A 23,470-nucleotide genomic window follows, 5' to 3' on the forward strand; every position below is an offset into this window, starting at 1 on the left:
CGCGGATTTGCGCCGAATGTGGCGTTCGGCGGCGCGAAACGCCACATTCGGCGCAAATCCGGAGGGCCTCAGCGCGGGCGGCGACCGGTGATGAAGACGTTGGCGACACCCGCAAGCAGCACGACGAGCGCGGACACGAGCGGGGCGTACATCGCCACGTGCGTGCCGGCGCTCTGCGCGAGCGCGCCGACCAGCGCCGACGACGCCGACTGGCCGACGATCACGGCAGAGCCGAGGATCGTCATGACGGTGGCCGACCGGCCGATCGGGCTGCGCTCCGCGCCGAAGCTGTACTGCGTCACCAGCGTCGGGCCGACGCCGAAGCCGGCGATCAGCAGCACGAGGATCACACCGGGAACGGTGGTCGCGAACGGCAGGGCGATCGTGGAGGCCGCGAGGAGGCCGGCGAACGTCAGCCAGCGCCAGCGCAGCGAGAAGCGCAGCGGGAACCACGCGACGCCCAGTGCGAGGGCCGCGGAGCCGACGCCCATCACGCCGTAGATCAGCCCGGCCTGCTCCGGATGGCCGAAGTCCGACAGGAACGACGTCAGGGCGGTGAGCATCGAGCCGAAGAACAGGCCCATCCCGAGCACTCCCACGGTGACCGCCAGCAGCCCCGGCCGGAAGAGCTCGCGGGCGGGTGCCTGCTGCACCGGGAGGCCGCCGTCGGTCGCCGGGCGCACGGCCCCGCTGCGGTGCAGTGCGAACGCGGAGACGAACACGACGGTGAGCACTGCCGCGCCGACGATCGGGGCGGCCGGGTTGAGGGTCGTCGCGAGGAGGCCGACGATGAACGGCCCGAAGACGAAGACGATCTCGTCGGCCGCCGACTCGTACGCCATGGTGCCGTTGAGCACGGCAGCGTGCCGGTCGCCGGGGAGCCGGCTCGCGATGATGCCCACCAGGCGGCTGCGCGACATGGGCGACACCTGCGGGGCCGTCGCGCCGATCACGAAGGCGACGATGAGGACGACGAAGTCGGGTGACGAGCTGAACGCCACCCACGCCATCGCCAGGAGCGCCACGCTGTTCGCGATCCCGGCCGCCAGCACGACGCCGCGCTGGCCGACCCGGTCGGCGGCGGCGCCGATCAGCGGGCCGAAGATCGCCGTGCCGACGCCGACCATGGCCGAGGTGAGACCGCCGAGCGACAGCTCGCCGCGCGCGGAGACGACGAGCGTCAGAACACCGACGACCATCATGGCGTACGGGAGGCGCGCCAACAGGGCGACGGGGAAGTACGAGAAGCCGGCGGCACGCAGCAGCGTGGTCGGCTGCTGCTGCGTCTCCCGGGAGGACGTGGTGTGCGTCATACGTGTCGTGGCCTTCTGTCTTTCCGCGGAGGACCGCGGCCTTCTAGTGCCGCCTTGGTCCGCCGGGAAAGCCGGCGCGAGGTAGATACACGATGAAACTGTGTCGGAGGACGAACCTCCACTCATCTCAAGTCTGCACCACCACGGGCCATTCCCGCAGCGCGCATTTCCGCAGCGCGCTCGCGCAGCGGATCGCCCCGCAGGGTCAGTCCTGGAACGGCTTCGAGCAGGTGACCTGCGCGGCCGTCTGGCCGTGCACGTCGGACGGGAGCTCGACCGACGAGCCGTCGGCCGGTGCGGTCGTCGAGCCCGCTGCCGGCGGCTGGGTGGCTCCGGCGGCCGGAGCCTGCGTCGCCGACGGCGCGGCCTCCGACCCGACTCCGGTGTCACCGGTGAGCGTGACCGACTTGCCGTCCTTCAGCGCCTGCATCAGGGTGTCGGCCGCGTCCTTGGTGGGAGCCACGCCGTCGCCTTCGTAGTGGTTCGGGTACTGCACGAACACGACCTTGGAGATGTCGATGTTCTTGAGCGCCATCGCCATGGAGACGATGGTCGTCGGGTTGTTGAGGCTCTCGGACAGCGCGATGTTGCTGGTCGCCGCCTTCGCGAGGCCGTACACCTTGACCGGGTTGGCGAGCGTGTCGGCGCTCTTGATCGTGCGCACGAGCGACGAGAGGAACACCTGCTGGTTGCTGATTCGGCCGAGGTCGGAGCCGTCGCCGACACCGTGGCGGGTGCGTAGGAACGCGAGGGCCATGGGGCCCTGGAGGGTGTTGTCGCCCGCTTTGACGCTGAGACCGGTGTACGGGTCGTAGATGTCGCCCGCGACGCACACCGGGACTCCGCCGACGGCGTTGGACATCTCGATCACGCCGTCGAACTCGATGACACCCGCGTACGGGATGTCGAGTCCGGTGAGCTTCTCGACCGTGAGCACGGTGCACGCCAGTCCGCCGTAGCTCAGGCTGTTGTTGATCTTCTGGCGGCTCATCGCGTCGTAACTGCCGCCCTTGGGGTCGGGGCAGGACGGGATGGCGACGTACATGTCGCGCGGGAAGCTGATGACCGTGGCGTTCTTGTGGTCGGCCGACACGTGCAGCAGCATCGTGACGTCGTTGAGGTTCTCGCCGCGGTCGCCGTACGAGGCGTTGCCTCCGCCGGAGTCGCTGCCGGCGAGGAGCACGTTGAAGGCGCCGTCCATCGCACCGACGCCCGGAGTGACGACCTTGCCCTTGGAGTCGACGAGCTTGACGGCCGGCTTGAGGCTGGTCGCGACGTCGAATGCCGCGTAGGCGGCGACGCCGGCCGTGCTGATGCCGGCGACGGCGAGCACGCTCACGAGCAGGGCCGCGATGGTTCGGAACGGGTTGTGCCGCTTGAGCCGTCCGTGCCGGGCGACCGAGGGGCCGGCGGACTTCTCCTGAGCTCGCGCCTGAGCGCGGGTGGGCATCTCGTCCATTCACTCCCTCTCGTCGGACGACGGCGGACGGCGGCGCCTGAGAAGGCGCACACCATCATCCAGTCTGACACAGCCTCCTGGCAATGCTCTGGACGATGGAGGTGCTGGTCAGCGATGGAATCCGGGAGGAAGCCGCCGGGCCCGGGAGCTGGGCGAACGGTCAGAGAGACCGCAGGACGGCGGCCAGCCCGTCATCGGTGACTGTGCCCGTGGTCTCCGTCGCCGCCGCCTTGACCTCGTCCGGGGCCTGCCCCATCGCCACGCTCCGGCCCTCGGCGCCCGCCCACTGGAGCAGTTCGAGGTCGTTGCGGCCGTCGCCGACCGCCACGACGCGCGAGGCGGGGATGTCGAGCGCGTGCCGCACCCGCTCCATGGCCGTCGCCTTGCTGACGCCGTCGGGCGAGATGTCGAGCCACGCCGTCCAGCCGATGGCGTAACTCACCCGCTGCAGCCCCATCCTGTCGACGATCGCGAGGAACTCCTCCTCGTCGTGCTGCGGCGAGATGACGACGACGCGGGTGGCCGGGTGCTCGCTGAGCTCGTCGAATCCGACCTGCTCCGCGTTCACCAGCTCCCAGTCGGTCATGCCCTCGGTGTAGCGGCGGAAGCCCGTCGGGTCCTCCACCATGAAGCTGCCGGACGGCAGGTGCGGGCGGATGGTGCGCAGCACCTCCGTCGGGTCGAACGTCTCGATGAACTCGCGGCGGTAACCACCTTCGACGGTTTCGTCGCGCCGCATGGTGAGAGCTCCGTTGGCACAGACCACGAACCGGCTGGTCAAGCCGAACTTCTCATGAATCGGCCGCGCGGTCTCCCAGCTGCGGCCCGTTGCCAGCATCACCTCGTGACCGGCTTCGCGCACGCGGGTCACGGCGTCGAGCACGGCGTCACCGACGGACTCGTCCTCGTGGATGAGCGTGCCATCGACGTCGAGGGCGATCAGCAGTCGGTCGCTCTCGGCCACAGTGCTCACGAGGCGATCGGCTCCAGCACCTCGAGGCCGCCGAGATACGGGCGGAGCGGCTCGGGGACCACGACCGACCCGTCGGCCCGCTGGTGGGTCTCCAGGATGGCGACCAGCCAGCGCGTGGTCGCGAGCGTGCCGTTCAGGGTCGCGACCGGCGCCGTCTTGCCGCTCTCGGTGCGGTACCGGATCTCGAGCCGCCGCGCCTGGAACGTCGTGCAGTTGGAGGTCGAGGTCAGCTCGCGGTAGCGGCCCTGCGTCGGGATCCAGGCCTCCACGTCGTACTTGCGCGCCGCGCTCGACCCGAGGTCGCCCGCCGCGGTGTCGATGACGCGGTAGCTGAGCCCGAGGGCCTGCATCATCTCCTCCTGCCAGGCGAGCAGGCGGGCGTGCTCGGCCTCCGCGTTCTCCGGCAGGGTGAAGACGAACATCTCCAGCTTGTTGAACTGGTGCACCCGGATGATCCCCCGCGTGTCCTTGCCCGCCGAGCCGGCCTCGCGGCGGTAGCAGGTGGACCAGCCGGCGTAACGCAGCGGCTGGGTGACGTCGAGGATCTCGTCGGCGTGATAGCCGGCGAGCGCGACCTCGCTCGTGCCGGTGAGGTAGAGGTCGTCATTGCCCAGGTGGTAGACCTCGTCGGCGTGCGAGCCGAGGAAGCCGGTGCCCTGCATGACCTCCGGCTTGACCAGCGTCGGCGTGATCATGGGCACGAAGCCGTTCGCGATGGCCTTGTCGAGCGCCATGTTCATCAGCGCGAGCTCGAGGCGCGCACCGACGCCGCGAAGGAACGAGAACCGGGCGCCGGACACCTTCGCGCCGCGGGCCATGTCGATCGCGCCGAGCAGCTCGCCGAGCTCGAGGTGGTCGCGCGGCTCGAAGTCGAACTGCGGCACGCCGCCGACCTCTTTCAGCACGACGTAGTCGTCTTCGCCGCCGCTGGGCACGCCGTCGACGATCGGGTTGCCGATGCGGCGCAGCACCGCGTCGAAGTGCGCCTCGGCGGCGTTCGCCGCCTGCTGCGCCTCCTTGACGCGGCCCGCGAGCTGCTGGGCTTGCGCGACGAGCGCCTGCTTCTGGTCTTTGGGTGCCTGTGCGACCTGCTTGCCGAAGGCGTTCTGCTCCGCGCGGAGCTCTTCGAAGGAGGTGATCGCGGCGCGGCGCTCGATGTCGGCCTGCAGCGCTTCGTCGACCACCTGAACAGAGTCGCCGCGCGCCTCCTGGGAACGTCGGACGACATCGGGGTGCTCGCGCAGGAGGACGGGATCGATCACCGCCCCAGCTTAGAGGCTCCGCCGGGAGGTGGCGCCCGTTCCACCGTCGGGTAACGTGATCCCGTGAGCGATCGGGAGGGGTCACGCGGCGCCACGGTGGCGGTCGTCTACAACCCGGTCCGCGTCGACGTCCCGCGGGTGCGGGCGGCGGTGGAGGCCCGAGCGGCCGAGGTGGGCGACGTCGAGCTGATCTGGCTGGAGACCACCCCCGACGACGGCGGTCAGGGGCAGGCGCGCCAGGCCCTCGAGAGCGGGGCGGAGCTCGTGCTGGCCGCCGGCGGCGACGGAACGGTGCGGGCGGTCGCGGAGGCCCTGCGCGACCAGGAGGCGACGCTCGGCATCCTGCCCGGCGGCACGGGCAACCTCCTTGCCCGCAACATCGGCCTCCCGTACGGGAGCGTCGAGGAGGCCTGCGCGGTCGCGTTCGAGGGCGTCACCCGCCGCATCGACATCGGCGTGGCCACGGCGGAGCGCGCGGACGGCGAGCGCACGGAGCACGCCTTCCTGGTGATGGCCGGGATGGGGATCGACGCCCGTATGATCGCGACCGCCCGGCCGGAACTCAAGCGGCGGCTCGGCTGGGTGGCGTACGTCGAGTCGGCGTTCCGCGCCCTGCCGCGGTCGAAGAAGGTCCGGGTCCGCTTCCGGATCGACGACGACCGCGAGCAGACCGCGCACGTCAGCACGATCCTCTTCGCCAACTGCGGCACGCTGCCGGGAAACCTGGAGCTCATCCCCGACAGCGAGGTCGACGACGGCCTCCTCGACATCGCCGTGCTGCAGCCGGCGACGGTGTTCGGCTGGCTGGCGATCTGGCGCACGATCACGTGGGAGAACCGGGTGCTGCGCAAGAGCGCGCTCGGCCGCAGGATCATCCGCTTCACGAACCGGGCGGGCCGCACGCGGTTGAGCTACCTGCGTGGGCGCACCGTCACCGTGCGCCTGGACGAACCGGAACCGTTCGAGCTGGACGGCGACGGCTTCGGCGACGTGGTCGGCCTCGAGCTGACGGTCGACCCGCAGGGGCTGCGGGTGCGGGTGCCGCGCTGAGCGGCCCACACCTCCCGACCTCCTTTCACCCCCTTTTCACCTTGCGACACCGGCGACCCTCCGCAACTATCAATACTTGTAATGCTTGTAACTGACATTTTCGACGCAGCATCACACACTGCGTCGAGCCGGAGGGGGACGAATGACACGGGGACAGAGCCGAGCGGCACGTGTGCCGGGATCGGAACGACGGATGAGACTCCGCTGGAAGGCCGGAGCGACACTGGGGGCGATCGCGGGAATGACGGCGTTCGCCGGCGTCGGCGCGGCCTCCGCTGACGAGCTCTGCTCGCCCGCGGAGACGAGTTGCGTCGAGCCCGCCGGGGCCGACGCCGAGCAGCGACTCGAGACCGGCACGATCGCACCCGCGGACGACCACGCGATCGCGCTGCCGGTCGATGACACCGGGAGCACGGAGGACGAGGCCGCCGAGGCGGCGGACTTCACCGCCGACTCCGGGTCGGGTGGAGCCGGGATCGACGACACGGTGACGGCGGAGGATGCGGAGGCCGCGCACGAGGCGGAGGACACCGGCGACGCGGAGGACACCGTCGAGGCGGAGGACACCGGCGACACGGCTGATCCGCTCGACGCGGTCGCCGTCTCCCCGGAGGCCGCGCCCGTCGCCCCGGTGGCGACGACGGCGTCCGTCGCGCCGAGCGACATCAGCTGTTTCACCAATGCGACCGCTGCCGTGTCGTGCTTCGGCACCGGCGCACCGCACGCGCAGGTGCGGCTCACCGCCGACGACGGGACGACGCTCTGCGAGTCCACAGTCCAGGCCGACGGCACCTGGATGTGCGTCTCCTCCGGGGCGAAGACGCCCACCACGGTCGTGACGACCGATCAGGCGGGCGACGTGTCGCCGGCCGTCGGTCTGCCGACGCTCCCGAGCCGCATCACCTGCGAGGCGGGCGCGGACCGCCTCGTGACGTGCGACGGCAGCAGCGCCGCGGGAGCGACCATCGTGATCCGCGACCAGGGCGAGGTCGACGTCTGCACAGCGACGGCCGGACCGGAGGGCATCTGGTCCTGCACATCCACACGACCGGTCACGGCCACGCCGCTCGCCGCGATGATCGACGACGGCGCCCCCGGTGTCGGCAGCGGGTACTACGGCATCCCGGTCTCCGCTGCGGCCCTCACGCCGACCCCGGTCCCCGACCCGACCCCGGACCCGGCACCGGCGCCCGACCCCGCTCCGGCACCGGCACCGGCTCCCCTCCCGTCACTGGACGAGCTGATCGAACCGTCGCCGAGTGCTGCTGCAGCGGCCAGTGCCGCTCCGCTCGCGACGATCGAGCCTGCGCCGACGGAGTCCGCTGGGGCGCTGGCGGACACCGGAAGCAGCACCGACGCCACCGGTGCCGCGTGGGCCGGCGCTGCGATCCTCGCCCTCGGGGTGCTGCTCTGCGTCCGAGTGGGTCGGCGCCTGGAGGCCTGACCTCCGGTTCGACCGCCACCGGGAGGGCGCCCGCAGCCGATGCGGGCGCCCTCCCTTCGTCGCGTTCGGGAAGGCGGTCGAAGCGGGTGCCGTCACCGGCAGGACGTGGTGAGCTCCAGAAGGTCGCGCGAGGTCGTGGTGATCGCGTTGGCCACCGGCAGCGGATCCCTCTGCCCGGCGTCGGCCGCCTCGTAGTCGACGAACGCGGAGCTGAGCTTGGCGAGATCCATCTGCTCGGAGTTGAGCCGGTAGGACAGCGTCGAGTCGGTGACCCCGGAGGTGCTGTCCTCGAACGCGGAGGTCGCGTCTACCACGGCCTGTTTCGCGGTCGCCGGGTCGTCCTCCCACGAGGAGGCGGCGATGTCGGTGAGGGCCGTCGACAGCGCGAGCGACGCGTTCTCGACCGTCGAGCAGTCGCTGGTCGGCGCGGCCTCCGCGGTCGCGCCGCTCGACGACGACGGGGAGGTCGTGATGCCTCCGACCACGATCGCGACGACGACGCCCAGCGTCCAGAGGACGACGAAGCCCGTCTGCACATAGCCGATGATCGTTCCGGCCAGGGCCAGGCCCCGGCCCTTCTCGCCGGTCCGTTTGATCTGCGCGAGAGCGATGTGCCCGCAGACGATCCCGACGATGCCGACGAAGAAGGAGCCCGCCAACGCCACGATCGCCATGACGTTCGTCGTCGGTTCCGGCGCGTAGGGCGGCATCCCCGGCTCGTAGCGGGTCCAGGGCTGAGGGGGCGGTGCCGTCTGCGGCAAGCCGACGGGAGGCTGGATGGGATCGGAGGCCATAGGCCTCTCATTGTGGCGGTGCGACCGCCGGATCCTGCGGATCCTCCCCGGCTCGTCGCCGTCGATCGCCAGGGATCCTGGGCGACCGGCTAACGCAGCCTGTCGCCGTCCTCGCCGAGACGGCCGTCGACGGAGTCGTCGCCGAACGGGACGGACCGCGGCCGCCTCCCCGCCAGCGCCGTGAGGAACAGCAGCGCCACCAGCGTCGCCAGCCCGATCGTGATCATCGGGCCGGCGAGCATCCAGCCGAGCTGCGAGATCACGAGCGAACCCACGTCGCTCGACGGCGTCGAGCCGGTGTACGAGATGCTCACCGACACCGAGTAGAGCACGATGCCGAGCACGACGAGCCCCGCGCCGACGATCCAGAGCGCCAGCATGAGCGGGTTGCGCCTCGGGGACAGGTCGAGCCGGTCGAGGAGGCTCGGCGCCGGCACGGCGTACGCGCGGACGAGCTCGGGGCGCTCGGCGGTCTGGTCGGCCGGCGCGGGTGAGACGGGAGCGCCGGAGGGGGCGTCGACGGCGCCCGGTGCGACGTGCGGCAGTGCGGCCGGGTTCACGGACAGGGCGGCGGCCTCCGCCGACGAGCCTCTGTCGTCCTCCCGTGCTCGTTCGCTCTGCGGGTTGCCCGCGGGATCCGGCGCGGGCGCGGTGCGCACGCGGGTGCGTGGCTGCTCACCCGGCTGCGGACGGTAGCCACGCTGGAACTGCGGGTCGTAACGGGGATCGAAGCCGCGCGCGGCGTCCTTCTGCTCGTCGTCCACGATCATCCCGACCTCCTGCTGCGCAGCTTACCCGTGGGAGGCCGAACCGGCACCGGCGTCGTCGACGAGGGTCTCCAGCCACGCGCGCGCCTCGGTGAACACGTCGTCGCGGTAGCGCTGGTCGAACGCCACGCGCACGCCGTCGGCACGCGGGTAGGACCCCAGGAAGATCACCGACGGGCTGAACCGTCGCAGGCCGAGCAGGGCATCGGCCACGCGCTCGTCGTGGATGTGGCCGTCGGCGTCGATGACGAACCGGTAGCGACCGAGGGCGTCGCCGATCGGGCGGGACTCGATGAGGCTGAGGTTGATCCCGCGGGTGGAGAACTGCTCCAGGAGGTCGAGCAGCGAGCCCGGTCGGTCGTCGGGCAGCTCGGCGATCAGGCTGGTCTTGTCCGCACCCGTCGGCTCGGGCACGCTGCGCGAGGTGCTCACCAGCACGAACCGGGTCACGGCGTTCGGGTTGTCGCCGATGTTCTCGGCGAGCACGGTCACGTCGTGGTGGTCGACGATCCCGGGCGGGGCGATGGCCGCATCCGCTGTGCTGCCCTCGAACAGCGACGCCGCGGCGGCCACGTTGCTGGAGGCCGGGAGGTGCCCGTGGGCGGGGAGGTGCGCGTCCAGCCACTGGTGGCACTGCGCGTAGGCGACAGGGTGCGCGTTCACCGTGTGCACGTCGGCGAGCGTGGTGCCCGGACGGGCGACCAGCACGAAGTTGACGGGCACCAGGTACTCGCCGACGATCCGCAGGCCGGGGATGGTGGCCAGGGCGTCCTGGGCGACCGAGACGCCGCCCTCGATCGAGTTCTCGATGGCGATCATCGCCGCGACGCTGCGCCCGGCGACCACGTCGGCGAGCGCCTCCCCCACGTTGTTCACGGCGCGCCAGTGCTTGCCGCGCGCCTCCGGAACCTGGGCGAGCGCGGCCTCCGTGAACGTGCCGGACGGCCCGAGGAAGCTGTAGACCTCGTCGACGGAGGCGGGCAGCTCGGCGGTGGGGTCGGCGGGGGCGCTGGACATGGCCCCCAGCTTATAGAGGGGCGCCGGGCTTGCCGAGGCGGGCCACGCCCGCTCTCGCCCGCGACCCGCGGCCGTGGAAGAGTAGTCGCATGGACGAACGAGCAGGCACCCCCGCGCAGCCCTCCGACCTCATCGACGTCGATGCCCTGCGGCGCGCGTATTACGAGCTGAAGCCCGACGTGAGCATCCCGGAGCAGCGGGTGGTGTTCGGCACGTCCGGGCACCGCGGCTCGTCGCTGAACACCGCGTTCAACGAGGATCACATCGCGGCGACGACTCAGGCGATCGTCGAGTACCGCAACGCGCAGGGGATCACCGGCCCGCTGTTCATCGGGGCGGACACCCACCTGCTCAGCGAGTTCGCGACGACCACCGCCCTCGCCGTCCTGGTCGCCAACGAGGTGCGCGTGCTGGTCGACGAGTTCGACGACTGGGTGCCGACCCCGGCCGTGTCGCACGCCATCATCGCCTACAACAAGGCCGGTCATCCCGACCAGGCCGACGGCATCGTCGTCACGCCCAGCCACAACCCGCCGGCCGACGGCGGCTTCAAGTACAACCCGCCGCACGGCGGCCCGGCCGACACCGACGCCACCAGCTGGATCGCGAAGCGCGCCAACGAGATCATCGCCGGCGGGATGCGCGACGTGCGGATGTCCGAGCCGAGCGGCGTCGAGACCTACGACTTCCGCGGCAACTACGTCGCCGACCTGAAGAACATCATCGACGTGGAGGCCATCAGGAACAGCGGCATCCGCATCGGGGCCGACCCGCTGGGCGGCGCGAGTGTCAGCTACTGGCAGGCGATCGCGGACACCTACGGACTCGACCTGACGGTCGTGAACCCGGAGGTCGACCCCACCTGGGGCTTCATGACCCTCGACTGGGACGGCAAGATCCGCATGGACCCGTCGAGCCCGTCGGCGATGGCGTCGGTCGTCGCCCGCAGTGCCGAGTTCGACATCCTCACCGGCAACGACGCCGACGCCGATCGGCACGGCATCGTGACGCCCGACGGCGGCCTCATGAACCCGAACCACTACCTGGCGGTGGCGATCGACTACCTGTTCCGCACCCGCACGGGCTGGCGGGCGGACGCCGCGGTCGGCAAGACGATGGTGTCGTCCTCGATCATCGACCGGGTCGCCGAGTCGATCGGGCGCCGGCTGTGGGAGGTCCCCGTCGGGTTCAAGTGGTTCGTGCCGGGGCTCATCGACGGCTCGGTCGGCTTCGGCGGCGAGGAGAGCGCGGGCGCGAGCTTCCTGCGCTTCGACGGGTCGGCCTGGACGACCGACAAGGACGGCATCCTGCTCGCGCTGCTGGCGAGCGAGATCCGCGCCGTCACCGGCAAGTCGCCCTCCCAGCTCTACCGCGAGCTGACCGAACGCTTCGGCGACCCGGTCTATCAGCGAGTGGACGCGCCGGCCAGCCCCGAGCAGAAGGCCGCGCTGAGCAAGCTCGACGGCGACGCGATCACCGCGACCGAGCTCGCCGGCGAGCCGATCACGGCCACCCTGAGCCGGGCTCCCGGCAACGACGCGCCCCTCGGCGGCGTGAAGGTCGAGACCGCGAACGCCTGGTTCGCCGCCCGCCCGAGCGGCACCGAGAACGTCTACAAGATCTACGCGGAGAGCTTCACGGGCGAGGACGACCTCCGCCGGGTGCAGGAGGAGGCCAAGCGCATCGTGGCCGACGCCCTCGGCGCCTGACCCCCGCATTCCTCTTCACCCGAGGGGCACCCAAGCGCCCCTAAAACGGCCGTTTAGGGGCGCTTGCGTGCCCCTCGGCGTCAGGCTGCGGGAGACTCCCCGCCCCGGATGATGAGCACGGGGCAGTGCGCGCGCTCGGCGATGGAGCGGGAGACCGAACCGAGCAGGAGGCCGGCGAAGCCTCCGCGCCCGCGGTTGCCGACGATCACCAGGTCGGCGTTCTTCGTCGCCTCGATGAGCACGAACGCGGGCGACCCTGCGACGATCTCGGGGGCGTACCAGGAGGGCAGCGTGTCACCGAAGACCTGCTGCGCGGTCTCGGCCGCGATCTCGTGGGCGTCCTGCTCCGGCGACCAATCCGCGCCGACGTAGCCGTGCCAGGCGTCCGGGTAGCTCCACGCCGTGACGCCCGTCAGGGTCGCTCCATAGCGCTCCGCGATCCCGGCCCCGCGCCGCAGAGCCTCGATGGAGGACGCGGAACCGTCGACCCCGACGATCACGCGGCCGCCGGATGGAACCAGTCCCTCGGACGTCGTCGCTGCGTTCTCATCCGTCATGACAGGTACTCCCCACTGATCCAGAGCGCGGCGACGCGCCGCGCCCTCGCGTGCAGCCTGCCACGGCCTCCTCGACACGTCTAGGCCGGAGCCCTGGTCCGGTGGCGGCTGTGGCGGTTCGGCGATCAGTCGCCGCGGCGCACGACGATGGCGAGGGCCTCGCTGAGTGGCGCGGCCGCGCGCGCGGCGCTCACGATGCGCGAGACGGCACCTGCGGGGGTCGCCGAACCGCGCACGATCGCCTCCGCGCGCAGCAGTCCGCGCTCCCCGCCGAGCGCGTCGAACGCGCCATCGCTCAGGCAGAGCAGCGAGTCGCCAGGAGCGAGCCGCTCGGTCGCCGCGACCCGGTCGGTGCTCGACGTGCCAAGCGGGAGGCCGGGCTCGAGTCTGCGCACGCCGCCCGCGGCCGCCACGACGAAGGCCAGCCCGTGCCCGGCGTCGACGTACTCGACCGTCCCCGATGGCGCGACGCGCGCGTGGAAGGCGGTCGCAAGGACGCCCAGCCGGCCCAGGTCGTCCTCCAGGTTGGCCGAGACGGCCTCCATCGCGCGCTCGATACCGGCATACGGTGTGGTGCTCCGGAGCGCCGCGCGCACGGACGCCGCGACGATCGCCGCGGACATCCCCCGCCCGACGACGTCGCCGACCGTGACGCAGAAACCGTCGCCGTCGTCGTACCAGTCGTAGAAGTCCCCTGCGACGGCGGCGCCCGCCTCGCTGGCCGCGGCGATCTCGAAGCCTCTGGCCGTCGGCTTCCTCCGCGGCAGCAGCGCCGTCTGCACCACAGCGACGCCGTCGCTCTGCGCGTCCCTGTCGAGCTCGGCCTGCACCCAGTCGGCCAGGTCGCGCAACAGCTGCAGCTGCTCGGCGCTCAGGCTGTGCGGCACGGTGTCGAGCACGCAGAGGGTGCCGACGGGCTCGCCTCCCGCCGCGCGCAGCGGCTCCCCCGCATAGAAGCGGAGGTGGGGATCGCCGACCACGAACGGATTGTCACGGAAGCGATCGTCCGCGGCGGCGTCGTCGATGACCAGCGGGGCGTCCTGCCGCGCGGTCAGATCGCAGAACGCGCTCTCGCGCGGGGCCTCCGTGGTCAGTCCGCGATGCGACTTGCGCCACTGCCGCTCGCCGTCGAGGAGGGTGACGCTCACCATCGGCACCTCGAACAAGCGCTGCGCGAGCCGCGTGATGCGATCGAACCTGTCCTCCGGAGCGGTATCGAGGATCCCGAGCGCGGCGAGTGCTTCGTGACGGCGTTCCTCGGTGACCATCCCACCACTGTACGAAGAGCCGGAGCGGCGCCGCTGTCCTCATTTCGAGGTACCGGCCGTAGGCGCGCCTTCTTAATTACCACCTAGATGCTGTTCGGGTTGTCGATGGAGCACGCGGATTTGTCGATCCCAACGGATGTCGCGGTGTCGGTCGCCACGGGCAGTGCACGCGTCGCGAGCGCGGCGGGCCACGGATGATTCGTGAAGTATTGCATTTTCTATTGTCGCTTTACATTGAGAGTTTGTCTGTACTCTGACCCGATGCACACGCCCACGCGAACCGAAGCGCTAGCCAAGGAGAACAGCCCAGCCCAACCGATCGCTCGCCATGGACGGCTGAAAGCTCGGAGCGCGCTTTCGACCATTCGGGCGGCGGCGTTGACCACGATCCTCGTCGCGGGCATCAGTGTCGGCGCGGTAGTCGCTTACGCAACCCTCGATGTATATGCGACAGCGAACTCGAAGGAAGGCGTCGCACTTGTCGACGAACGGGGTGTCGAAATGGCGCCAAAGGTGGGAGCTGTCGACGGCGCATTCAACGTACTCCTCGCCGGCAGCGACAGCGGCGGCGGAAACCCCGCCTACGATGTGCGCGGCGAGACACTTAATGACGTAACGATGCTCTTGCACGTCTCGGCGGATCATCGGGACGCGACAATCGTGAGCTTCCCTCGAGACATGTACATACCGATCCCGTCGTGTCCCGATGGAGCCGGGGGCAGCTTCGACGCAATGACTCGCCAAAAGCTCAACACATCGTTGAGCTACGGAGGCCTGGCTTGCACCGTGCTGACAGTCAAGCAGCTCACTGGTTTGGACATCGACTTCGCGGGCGTGATCGAGTTCGATGGAGTGATCGAGATGTCGAATGCGGTCGGCGGCGTTCCGGTCTGCGTGGAAGGCGACATCATCGACGACAAGTCCGGCCTGAACATCACAGCAGGAGACAACACTCTGCAAGGAGCTCAGGCGCTGGCGTTTCTCCGCACTCGATACGGGGTGGGTGACGGCTCCGACCTGGCGCGAATCAGCAACCAGCAGGTCTTCTTGTCCTCGCTCGTGAGGACCGTTCGAAGTGCAGAGACATTGAGCAACCCACTGAAGGTCTACGCCCTCGCCAAAGCCGCCGTGAACAACATCCAACTCTCCGAGAGCCTCAAGAACATCACGACGATCGCGTCGCTGGGAATCGCACTGAAGGATATCGATGTGTCAAAGGTCGTCTTCGTCCAATATCCGAATCACTACGTGGACGGCGGCGTCGCTCCAACGATCGAGGAAGCCGAGCTGCTTATGAGTGCATTACGCAATGATCGCGCGGTGAAACTGACCGGCGACACCGGACTCGGTTCAGTGACCAGCGAGACTGCGCAGGATCAGCTGCCGGACGGGACGGCACCCGACCAGCCCACCCCTGACGAGAACGATCCAGTTGACCTGCCATCCAACGTTCATGGGCAGACTGCAGCTCAGGTCACATGCAGTCGACCATTTCACGACTAGCGTCGATGAGGGTGACGCTCACCATCCCACCACTGTACGAAGAGCCGGAGCGGCGCCGCTGTCCTCATTTCGAGGTACCGGCGGGCCGCGCTAGTGGTACTCGGTTCCGCCGGGAACCCCGAAGAACTCCTCGAGAGTGTTGACCCTCTCCGCGTGGAGTTCGTTCGCGAGCGGGACGCCGACGTAGCGGAAGTGCCACGGTTCGTAGGTGAATCCCGTGATCGGGGCCGTGATCTCGGCGTAGCGGAGGATGAAGCCGAACTTCCAGGAGTTGGCGCTGAGCCAGGCGCCCTGCAGTGTGGTCCCGAAGCACGCGTCGAGCGAGCACTTGGCGGGCACGGCGCTGATGTCGACGGCCAGCCCGGTCTGATGCTCGCTGTGACCCGGGCGCGCGGTGTCGGTGTCGGCATAGGCCTGACCATGCTGGGCGACATCGTCGTTGTAGACGCGGGTCTGCGACTCGAACGAGCGGTAGGCGCTCTGCACGGAGAAGTCCAGGCCGGCCTCCGCCTTGCCCGCCTTGAACATCGCGACGAGGGCGTCCGCGACCTCCGGGCGCATCGGCTGACGGTTGACGTAGGTCACGTCCGGGTAGACGAGGGTGGGCGGCGTGTAGTCGATCGGGTTCAGCGGGCGCGCCTTGTTGACCACCACCCAGATGCTGTTCGGGTCGTCGACCGAGTGGGCGGACTTGTCGAAGCCGACGGGTGTCGGGGTGGAGGTCGCCGTGGGCAGCGCACGCGGCGTCTGGGTGGCGTGCGGCTTCGGGGGATGCGAAGGGCGCCGGGCTGCCGGCGCCGAGACGGTGCAGGCGGACAGCGCCAGCAGCACCGCGACCGCGGCCGCCAGCGCGACGCCGCGTCGGCGCGCACGCGCGCCTCTTTCACGCCCCGCTCCGCGGGAACCCCCCAGAATCACGCGATGAGCATAGCCTCCCCGGAGGGCCGCCCGCGCAGCCGGCTCGCAGCTTTCCGGCGGTACCTGGGCGTCGGCCGCGAGCTACTTCGAGAGACTCCAGAAGTGGCCGATCGCACCGGGGTGCTCGACGGTGATGGTGTGGTCGAGGTCGCGATAGTCGTTGTCCTCGTTGTGGCCGGCCATCTGGATCGTGATCTTGCCGTCGACGTCGTGCACGCCGGTGACGATCTGCACGTGGTCGAGCGAGTCGTTGTCGTTCCAATCGAACATCACGATGTCGCCGAGCTTGATCTTGTCGCGCTGGTCGAACGAGTACTCGGTGAGACCGAGCTTGGCGGCGTTCTCGCGGAAGTAGTTGTCCATGGCGGGCACGTATCCCCAGGCCGGGCTCCAGTCGGCGGCGGCGTCGTGGTTGTACCAGTCGGAGTTCATCTGCCAGCCGCGGGCGATCAGGGTCTGGCTGACGAAGTTCGCACAGTCACCGCCGACCGGGTTGAGGTCGCCGTACTGGGCGGTGTTGTAGTTGTTCCAGTGGGCCATCGCGTACGCGAGCTGCTGGTCGACGGGGGTGACGACCTGGTACGTGTACGTCTTGCCGTCGGTCGGCACGGCCTTGCCTGCGGCGTCGGTGACGGAGATCGGCACGGCTCCCGCCGCGAAGTTCTGGGCTGCCGGAACCGTCACGACGGCCTTGTCGGGGGTCGCCTGCGTGATCGCCGCGGCTTGGCCGCCCACCTGAATCGAGGCGACCTTCTCGAGGTTGGCGCCGGTGATCGTCACCGTTCCGCCGGACACGCTGCCCGAGGCGGGCTGGATGCCGGACACGATCGCGTTCTTCTGCTGCGCGGCCGGCGCGGCGCCCGCGACGGCTTTGGTGATGGGTGACGGCTCGCCCGCACATCCGGTGAAGAGGAGTGCGGCGGCGGCCGCGACGGCGGCGACGGGGAGGAGACGGCTGGAACGGCTGAGAGAACTCATACGACCTTCGGGGATGATTCGGAGGGTGTTCGGGTCGGTGCCTTCCACGGTACGCCAGGCACCTATGCGGCACCTGGACGGGGGTCATTCAGGGGGTGAAGAACCCGCAGGATCCCGCGCCGGACCGCGCGATCGCGGCGAGTTCACCCACGTGTTCGCCCATGGCGAACGACGTCCCGAGGGCGTAGTCTCGCGTTGCCGAAAGACTCGCACTGGGTGTAACTTTGCACTCTCCGCAAAATTCTTTGCCCCACACCGGTGTGACGTTCCGAGTGACGGGCGTCCCCTCACACGACTCTCGACACGGAGACAGATGTCCAGTCAGACCAGCGCGGCGGTCGCCGCACCCAAACCGATCATGTCGCATCGCCAGATCCTCCTGGTGATCTTCGGCCTCATGGCCGGCATGTTCCTCTCCGCCCTCGACCAGACCATCGTCGGTACCGCCATCCGCACCATCGGCGACGACCTGCACGGCCTGAGCCAGCAGGCGTGGGTCACAACGGCGTACCTGATCCTCTCGACGATCTCGACCCCGATCTACGGCAAGCTCTCCGACATCTTCGGACGCCGCCCGCTGTTCATCATCGCGATCGTGATCTTCATCGTCGGCTCGATCCTGGCGTCGTTCTCGACCTCCATGCTCGAGCTCGCGGCCTTCCGCGCGATCCAGGGCCTCGGCGCCGGCGGTCTGATGTCGATGCCGCTCGCGATCATGGGCGACATGCTCGCCCCGCGCGAGAGAGCCAAATACCAGGGCTACTTCCTCGCCGTCTTCGGTATCTCCAGCCTCATCGGCCCGCTGATCGGCGGTCTCTTCGCCGGAGCGGACGAGATCCTCTGGATCCCGGGATGGCGCTGGGTCTTCCTCATCAACGTGCCGATCGGCATCGCGGCCCTCTTCATGGTCATGCGCTTCCTGCACCTGCCGAAGCACGACAGGGGCTCCGCGCGCATCGACTGGTGGGGCGCCGCCGGCGTCATCGTCGCCCTCGTCCCGCTGCTGCTGGTGGCCGAGCAGGGTCGCGACTGGGGCTGGGGCAGCGCAGGCTCGATCGCGTGCTACGTGATCGGCGCAATCGGCATCGTCGCCTTCATCCTCATCGAGCGCGCGATGAAGGATGACGCGCTCATCCCGCTGAAGCTGTTCCGCTCCAGCACCTTCTCGATGGCGACCGTCATCGGTGTCCTGGTCGGCTTCGGCATGTTCGGCGCCATGCTGACCCTGCCGCTCTACCTGCAGATCGTGCTCGGCGCGACCCCGACCGAGTCGGGGCTGCAGCTGCTGCCGATGATCCTCGGCCTGATGATCTCCTCGATCGCCTCCGGCCAGATCATCGCCCGCACCGGTCACTACCGACAGTTCCCGATCATCGGAACCGCGATGCTCGCGGGCGGATTCTTCTACCTGACGTTCCTCAAGTTCGGCGACTCGTACTGGTTCATCGCCGGGGCGATGCTCCTCATCGGTCTCGGCCTCGGCCAGCTGATGCAGACGCTGACGATCGCCAGCCAGAACTCGGTCGGCCTGCGCGACATGGGTGTGGCCACGTCGGCCTCCACGTTCTTCCGCCAGATCGGTGGAACGCTCGGCACGGCCGTGCTGCTGTCCCTGCTGTTCACGGTGTTCCCGACGAACATCAAGGCGTCGCTCACCGACACCGCGACCCTGACCTCGGCGCTGGACGCCGCGTTCACGCCGTCGGTGGCGAGTGCTCCGGAGAACAAGCAGATCATGGAGCAGAGCTACAACAAGATCGTCGAAGAGTCGACCGCGAAGGCACAGGCCGGCCTCCAGGCGACCGTGACCAAGGCACAGGATGCCGCCAAGGCCTCCGTCGCGGCGGGTGTCGCCTCCGGCGTCATCCCGGCCGAGGCCCAGGCGGCCGCCGAGGCCCAGGCGGTCTCGAAGGCGACGGCGGCAGTAGCGGCAGGAATCGAGCAGAAGGCTCCGTACGCTCACGTCGCCGCGGACGGCACCGTGACGCTGGACTTCTCCGACGCCGCCGCCCGTTCGCAGTTCGTCGATTCCATCGTTCCGGCCATCCAGACCACGCTCAAGAACCAGAGCACGTCCAGCAACAGCTCGGCCACCAACGACACGTCGTTCCTGAACAACGCCGACCCGCGGCTCACCAAGCCGTTCCTCGTCGGGTTCAACGCCTCGGCGGTGCAGGTCTACTGGGTCGCGATGATCGTGGTCCTGGTCGCCTTCGTGCTCTCGCTGTTCTTCAAGACCCCGCCGCTGCGCGCCAAGTCGGCACTCCAGGAGGCCGCGGACGCGAAGTCGGAGGCCGCGGCAGCAGAGGCGGCGGCCGGCGAGCGCGAGCCTGTGCCGGCCGGCGCGCTGGCGTCCGACGCCGCCGAGCGCGAAGAGCTCGAGGAGACCGACCTCGGTCTCATCGCGAGCCGCGTGGCCGGCGAGACCGGCGCGCTCATCGAGCCGGTCGTCGACACCGCCTCGGTCGCCGCACAGCGACCGCGCCCGGCGACCGACTAGGTCGTCACTCCACCTCACCGACGGAACGGCCGTCGCCCACCGGGGCGGCGGCCGTTCCGGCGTCCCGGGCCGTGACGCGACGCAGCACGAGCGGCGTGGCCACCCCGTGCAGCAGGATGCTGCCCACGACCGTGAGGACGGTGACGCTCAGCACGTCGGCGCTGTCTTTGTCCGGGAGGTGGTTGAACGCCAGCAGGCCGAACACGATCGTCGCGGTGCCGCGCGGGCCGACCAGCCCGATGTAGGTGCGCTCCCGCCAGGTGACCGGGGATCCCAGCATCGACACGTAGACGGGCACGGCCCGGAAGACTGTGAGCGCCAGAACGGCGATCACCAGGATGCGCCAGTCGATGCCCTCGATGATGACGGCCGTGGTCATGCCGCCCAGGATGAACCAGACGAAGTTCGCGGCGACCGTGCTCGCCTCCTCCACCAGCAGCAGTTCGTCATGGGGCACCGCCTCCAACGCATTGCGCCGGGTGCGGAGGACGCGGAACATGACGCCGGCGACGAACGCGGCGACGAAGCCGTTCGCGGAGACGTCGTGCAGGGTGGCGATCCCGTAGGTCAGGAGGGGCGCGAGGAGCATCACGAACCGGATCCCCGCGGCGTCCGCCCAGCCGCGAGCGGTGGCCCAGCGCGTGAGGAGCCCGAGCAGCGCGCCCACCACGACGCCGACGATGATCGCGAACAGGGTCGCCGGGATCGCGCCGAAGAAGGCGAAGACGGCCTCCGACAGGTTCTTCTCGAGTTGCTTCTCGGTGGCGCCGGTGAGCTGCTCGCCCGTGTTGGCGACCTTGATCAGCGTCGGCAGCGCGACCGCGATCGCGAGCGACATGCTGAACAGCGGCGAGATCAGTCCGTCGTTGTAGCCGCTCTCCACGTTGAGGATCTGGCGCACGCGGGCGGGGATGCGTCCGGAGCGCAGCAGAGCCGTCGCCGGCGCGAAGTCGGTCGGCATGACGATGCAGGCGATCACGATGAGCACGAAGACGTTCAGCTCGGGAAGGAGCCAGCCGGTCGCGACCACGACGAGAACCAGGGAGAGCGGGAGGGCGATCAGCACCAGGCGGGACAGGCTGCGCCCCTCGCCGCCGAAGATGCCGCCGCGCACCTCGCACGCGTCGACGAACAGCAGCACGGCCAGGATGAGCTCGACGACGTGCTGGGCGACATCGCTGTCGATCGCGTCGGTGAACCCGTGCACGTCGATGAGGACGACGAGGGAGCCGAGAACGGCCAACGCCGCCGGTCCGGCGATCCCGAAGCGCTCGAACCGGCGCGCGACCAGCGACCACAGCGCGACGGCCGCGAGGCCCACGAGGATGATGACCGGCATCCGTCCTCCCTCCCTGTGCCGCTGCCACTGCCACTGCCGGACCCAGTCTGTCCCCACACCTCCCCGCCCGCCAAGGATCGAAGGGCACGTCGTTGCCGCTTTCGGGCGCCCAAGGTGACAACTACGTGCCCCTCGGCGGCCCTGGGCGGCGCGGCAGGCGGCGCGCGCAGCGGGGCGGGCGGCAGCGGGAGGAGGCGATGAGCGTCCAGGGCGACGACCGAGGGGCACCTTGTTGTCGCTTTCGGGCGCCCAAAGTGACAACGACGTGCCCCTCGGCGGCCCTGGGCGGCGCGGCAGGCGGCGCGCGCAGCGGGGTGGGCGGCTGCTAGAGCGCGGTGAGGAGGTCGAGGGCGAGAGTGCGGGCGTCGCGGAGGCGGCGGCGGTCGGCCTCCAGGCCCGAGCGTGCCAGGGCGCCGTGCAGGATGTACGACAGCTGCTGGGCCACGCGCTCCGCGCGGGCGCGGTCGGTGAGCTCGCGCAGGCCGGCGGCGAGGATGCCGTCGACCTCTGCACTGTGCCGGCGGACGATCTCCCGGCCAGGGTCACCCAGCGGCAGCTCGGCCGCGGCGTTCAGCAGGGCGCTCCCGCGGTATCCCGGCTCCGGCGCGAGGGCCGCCTGGTCGAGGTACGCGTCGAAGACGGCGAGGGTGCGCGTGACCGGGTCGGCCGCGCGGCGCGCACGACGGACGTAGAGCGCGAGCCACTCCGCATGGCGCGCTTCGAGGGAGGCGCAGACGAGGGCCGACTTGGAGGCGAAGTTGTTGTAGAGGCTCATCTTCGCCACCCCGGCGTCGGCCGTGATCGCGTCGACCCCGGTGGCCGCGATGCCGTCGAGGTAGAACCTCCTGGCGGCCGATTCGAGGATGCGGCGGCGGGCTCCCCCGGTGCGCGCACCCGAGTTGCGCGGCGAATCAGCCACGGCGCCTCCTGCTTATCTAGGTAGATCAGTCTATCTAAAATCGGAGGCCGGAAGGTCACGGTTCGGTCACAGCGACCACTCGACGACCGCAGGATTCCGCGGACGGCGCCCGCGTTCTCGCGATTCCCGGTTTTTCAACGATGAGAGCGCGACCACGAAGCGGCTTGACAAGGTCGACACGCCGGATCTACATTCACTCTCGATCCGTGAGAGCGCTCTCACTACACCCGAAAGAGAGCGCTCTCACAGAGTCACCAGACCCAACAACTCACACGCACAAGGGAGTGATCCGTGAAGCTTTCACGTCGCACCAAGGTCGCGGCGGCAATCGCCGGCGCGGCCTCGTTCGCCCTCCTCGCGGCCGGCTGCTCATCGAGCGGCGGCGATGCGGGGACCAGCTCGAACCCGATCACGCTGACCGTCACGACGTTCGGCACGATGGGCTTCGACAAGCTCTACTCGCAGTACGAGAAGGAGCACCCGGGCATCAAGATCAAGGCGACCAACATCGACACCGGCGACAACGCCCTGACCGACTGGCAGACCAAGGAGGCCGCCGGAAGCGGGCTCCCCGACGTCCAGGCGGTCGAGGAGGGCTGGCTCTCCAAAGTCATGCAGGTCTCCGACCAGTTCAACGACCTCAAGGACTATGGCGCCAACGACATCAAGAGCCGCTGGGTCGACTGGAAGCTGAAGCAGGCCACCGACAAGAACGGCCGCATCATCGGCTACGGCACCGACATCGGACCGGAGGGCCTCTGCTACAACGGCAAGCTCTTCGCCGCGGCCGGCCTGCCGAGCGACCGCGAGTCCGTCGCCAAGCTGTTCGGCGGTGACAACGCCACCTGGGACGACTTCTTCAAGGTCGGCGAGCAGTACAAGGCAGCCACGGGCAAGGCGTTCTACGACCAGTCCGGCTTCATCTGGAACGCGATGGTGAACCAGCAGCCCGAGGGTTACTACACCAAGGACGGCAAGCTCAACATCGAGAACAACAGCGACCTCAAGGCGCTGTGGAGCAAGCTGGCCGGCGGCGCGGCCGCGGGCCTGTCGTCGAACCAGACCCAGTGGGACTGGGGCAAGGGCAAGGCGTTCACCGACGGCTCGTTCGCCACGTTCGTCTGCCCGGGCTGGATGCTCGGCGTCGTGCAGGGGCAGGTCAAGGCCGGCGGCGGCGACGCCTCCACCGGATGGGACTTCGCGAACGTCTTCCCGGGCGGCGCAGCCAACTGGGGCGGCTCGTTCCTGACCGTGCCGAAGCAGTCCAAGCACCCGAAGGAGGCCGCTGCCCTCGCCGCGTGGCTGACCACCGCCAAGTCGCAGGTCGCGACCTTCCAGGCGGCCGGCACGTTCCCGTCGGTCACCGAGGCGCAGTCCGACCCCGGCGTGACCGGCGCGAGCGACCTGACGAAGTTCTTCAACAACGCTCCTGTCGGCCAGATCCTGGCAGAGCGCGCGAAGGGCGTCGTCGCCCAGTACAAGGGCCCGGACGACTCGGTCATCCAGAGCCAGGTGTTCGGCCCGTCGGTGCAGCAGCTCGACTCCGGCAAGGCGAACGGCGACCAGGCCTGGGCCAACGCGATCAAGCTCCTGAACCAGCTCGTCGTCAACAAGTAGTACACCTCACCAGTTCGGGCCCCGCTGCTGCAGGCGGCGGGGCCCGAATCCCCTCACCGGAGCCTCGGGCTCGGCGCAGAGCC

19 protein-coding genes are annotated in these 23,470 nt (G+C 69.6%); 6 read left to right on the plus strand and 13 right to left on the minus strand.

What is annotated here, in order from left to right; all coding sequences use genetic code 11:
- Positions 1–68: 68 nt before the first annotated feature.
- From KNO15_RS07750 to serS, 4 genes are all read right to left on the minus strand, one after another.
- A complete protein-coding gene (locus KNO15_RS07750; RefSeq protein ID WP_241702895.1) occupies positions 69–1,313 on the minus strand; it encodes an MFS transporter in 1,245 nt (414 codons plus the stop codon).
- A gap of 205 nt (positions 1,314–1,518) precedes the next feature.
- On the minus strand, positions 1,519–2,772 hold the full coding sequence (locus KNO15_RS07755; protein WP_241702896.1) for an LCP family protein: 1,254 nt from the start codon (positions 2,770–2,772) through the stop codon (positions 1,519–1,521).
- 160 nt (positions 2,773–2,932) lie between these two features.
- Positions 2,933–3,745, minus strand: a complete 813-nt coding sequence (locus KNO15_RS07760; RefSeq protein WP_374113158.1) for an HAD family hydrolase — start codon at positions 3,743–3,745, stop codon at positions 2,933–2,935.
- A complete protein-coding gene (serS, locus tag KNO15_RS07765; protein WP_241702897.1) occupies positions 3,742–5,007 on the minus strand; it encodes a serine--tRNA ligase in 1,266 nt (421 codons plus the stop codon). Before serS ends, KNO15_RS07760 begins: the two co-directional genes overlap by 4 nt.
- A 63-nt stretch (positions 5,008–5,070) precedes the next feature.
- On the opposite strand from serS, the gene KNO15_RS07770 reads away from it, so the two are divergent.
- Positions 5,071–6,057, plus strand: a complete 987-nt coding sequence (locus KNO15_RS07770) for a diacylglycerol/lipid kinase family protein (protein WP_241702898.1) — start codon at positions 5,071–5,073, stop codon at positions 6,055–6,057.
- A gap of 193 nt (positions 6,058–6,250) precedes the next feature.
- Positions 6,251–7,501: an Ig-like domain-containing protein gene (locus tag KNO15_RS07775; protein ID WP_241702899.1), complete on the plus strand. Its 1,251-nt coding sequence runs from the start codon at positions 6,251–6,253 to the stop codon at positions 7,499–7,501.
- A 92-nt stretch (positions 7,502–7,593) separates the two neighbouring features.
- On the opposite strand, the gene KNO15_RS07780 is transcribed toward KNO15_RS07775, so the two are convergent.
- The 3 genes from KNO15_RS07780 to pheA form a co-directional block, all read right to left on the minus strand.
- A complete protein-coding gene (locus KNO15_RS07780; protein WP_241702900.1) occupies positions 7,594–8,295 on the minus strand; it encodes a DUF4190 domain-containing protein in 702 nt (233 codons plus the stop codon).
- 89 nt (positions 8,296–8,384) lie between these two features.
- Complete coding sequence (locus KNO15_RS07785; protein ID WP_241702901.1) at positions 8,385–9,065, minus strand: hypothetical protein; 681 nt, start codon at positions 9,063–9,065, stop codon at positions 8,385–8,387.
- Between the two features lie 21 nt (positions 9,066–9,086).
- Complete coding sequence (pheA, locus tag KNO15_RS07790; protein ID WP_241702902.1) at positions 9,087–10,079, minus strand: prephenate dehydratase; 993 nt, start codon at positions 10,077–10,079, stop codon at positions 9,087–9,089.
- A gap of 89 nt (positions 10,080–10,168) precedes the next feature.
- Between pheA and pgm the strand changes: the two genes are divergently transcribed.
- Complete coding sequence (gene pgm, locus KNO15_RS07795) at positions 10,169–11,788, plus strand: phosphoglucomutase (alpha-D-glucose-1,6-bisphosphate-dependent) (protein WP_241702903.1); 1,620 nt, start codon at positions 10,169–10,171, stop codon at positions 11,786–11,788.
- Positions 11,789–11,868: 80 nt separating this feature from the next.
- Here the strand turns inward: pgm and KNO15_RS07800 are convergent, their stop codons facing one another.
- Positions 11,869–12,345, minus strand: coding sequence for a universal stress protein (locus KNO15_RS07800; protein WP_241702904.1), 477 nt, complete (start codon positions 12,343–12,345; stop codon positions 11,869–11,871).
- A gap of 125 nt (positions 12,346–12,470) precedes the next feature.
- Entirely contained in the window at positions 12,471–13,613 is a 1,143-nt protein-coding gene (locus tag KNO15_RS07805; RefSeq protein ID WP_241702905.1) for a PP2C family protein-serine/threonine phosphatase, read from the minus strand.
- 261 nt (positions 13,614–13,874) lie between these two features.
- Here KNO15_RS07805 and KNO15_RS07810 point away from each other — a divergent pair, with 261 nt between their 5' ends.
- Positions 13,875–15,116: an LCP family protein gene (locus tag KNO15_RS07810; protein ID WP_241702906.1), complete on the plus strand. Its 1,242-nt coding sequence runs from the start codon at positions 13,875–13,877 to the stop codon at positions 15,114–15,116.
- 90 nt (positions 15,117–15,206) lie between these two features.
- Here KNO15_RS07810 and KNO15_RS07815 read toward each other — a convergent pair whose 3' ends face one another.
- Both KNO15_RS07815 and KNO15_RS07820 read right to left on the minus strand, forming a co-directional pair.
- Entirely contained in the window at positions 15,207–16,034 is an 828-nt protein-coding gene (locus KNO15_RS07815; protein WP_241702907.1) for a M15 family metallopeptidase, read from the minus strand.
- Between the two features lie 81 nt (positions 16,035–16,115).
- The gene (locus KNO15_RS07820; RefSeq protein ID WP_241702908.1) at positions 16,116–17,012 is read right to left on the minus strand and encodes an amidase domain-containing protein; all 897 of its coding nucleotides are present in this window, start codon (positions 17,010–17,012) and stop codon (positions 16,116–16,118) included.
- Positions 17,013–17,325: 313 nt separating this feature from the next.
- On the opposite strand from KNO15_RS07820, the gene KNO15_RS07825 reads away from it, so the two are divergent.
- The gene (locus tag KNO15_RS07825; RefSeq protein ID WP_241702909.1) at positions 17,326–19,512 is read left to right on the plus strand and encodes an MDR family MFS transporter; all 2,187 of its coding nucleotides are present in this window, start codon (positions 17,326–17,328) and stop codon (positions 19,510–19,512) included.
- 4 nt (positions 19,513–19,516) lie between these two features.
- Here the strand turns inward: KNO15_RS07825 and KNO15_RS07830 are convergent, their stop codons facing one another.
- Positions 19,517–20,851 carry a cation:proton antiporter domain-containing protein gene (locus KNO15_RS07830; protein ID WP_241702910.1) on the minus strand — a complete coding sequence of 445 codons (1,335 nt, stop codon included), beginning with the start codon at positions 20,849–20,851 and terminating at the stop codon, positions 19,517–19,519.
- Between the two features lie 325 nt (positions 20,852–21,176).
- Complete coding sequence (locus KNO15_RS07835) at positions 21,177–21,770, minus strand: TetR/AcrR family transcriptional regulator (protein WP_241702911.1); 594 nt, start codon at positions 21,768–21,770, stop codon at positions 21,177–21,179.
- 291 nt (positions 21,771–22,061) lie between these two features.
- On the opposite strand from KNO15_RS07835, the gene KNO15_RS07840 reads away from it, so the two are divergent.
- On the plus strand, positions 22,062–23,387 hold the full coding sequence (locus KNO15_RS07840) for an ABC transporter substrate-binding protein (protein ID WP_241702912.1): 1,326 nt from the start codon (positions 22,062–22,064) through the stop codon (positions 23,385–23,387).
- Positions 23,388–23,470 lie beyond the last annotated feature (83 nt).

This window comes from Leifsonia shinshuensis (genome assembly GCF_022606355.1).
GTDB classification, from domain to species: Bacteria; Actinomycetota; Actinomycetes; order Actinomycetales; family Microbacteriaceae; genus Leifsonia; species Leifsonia shinshuensis_B.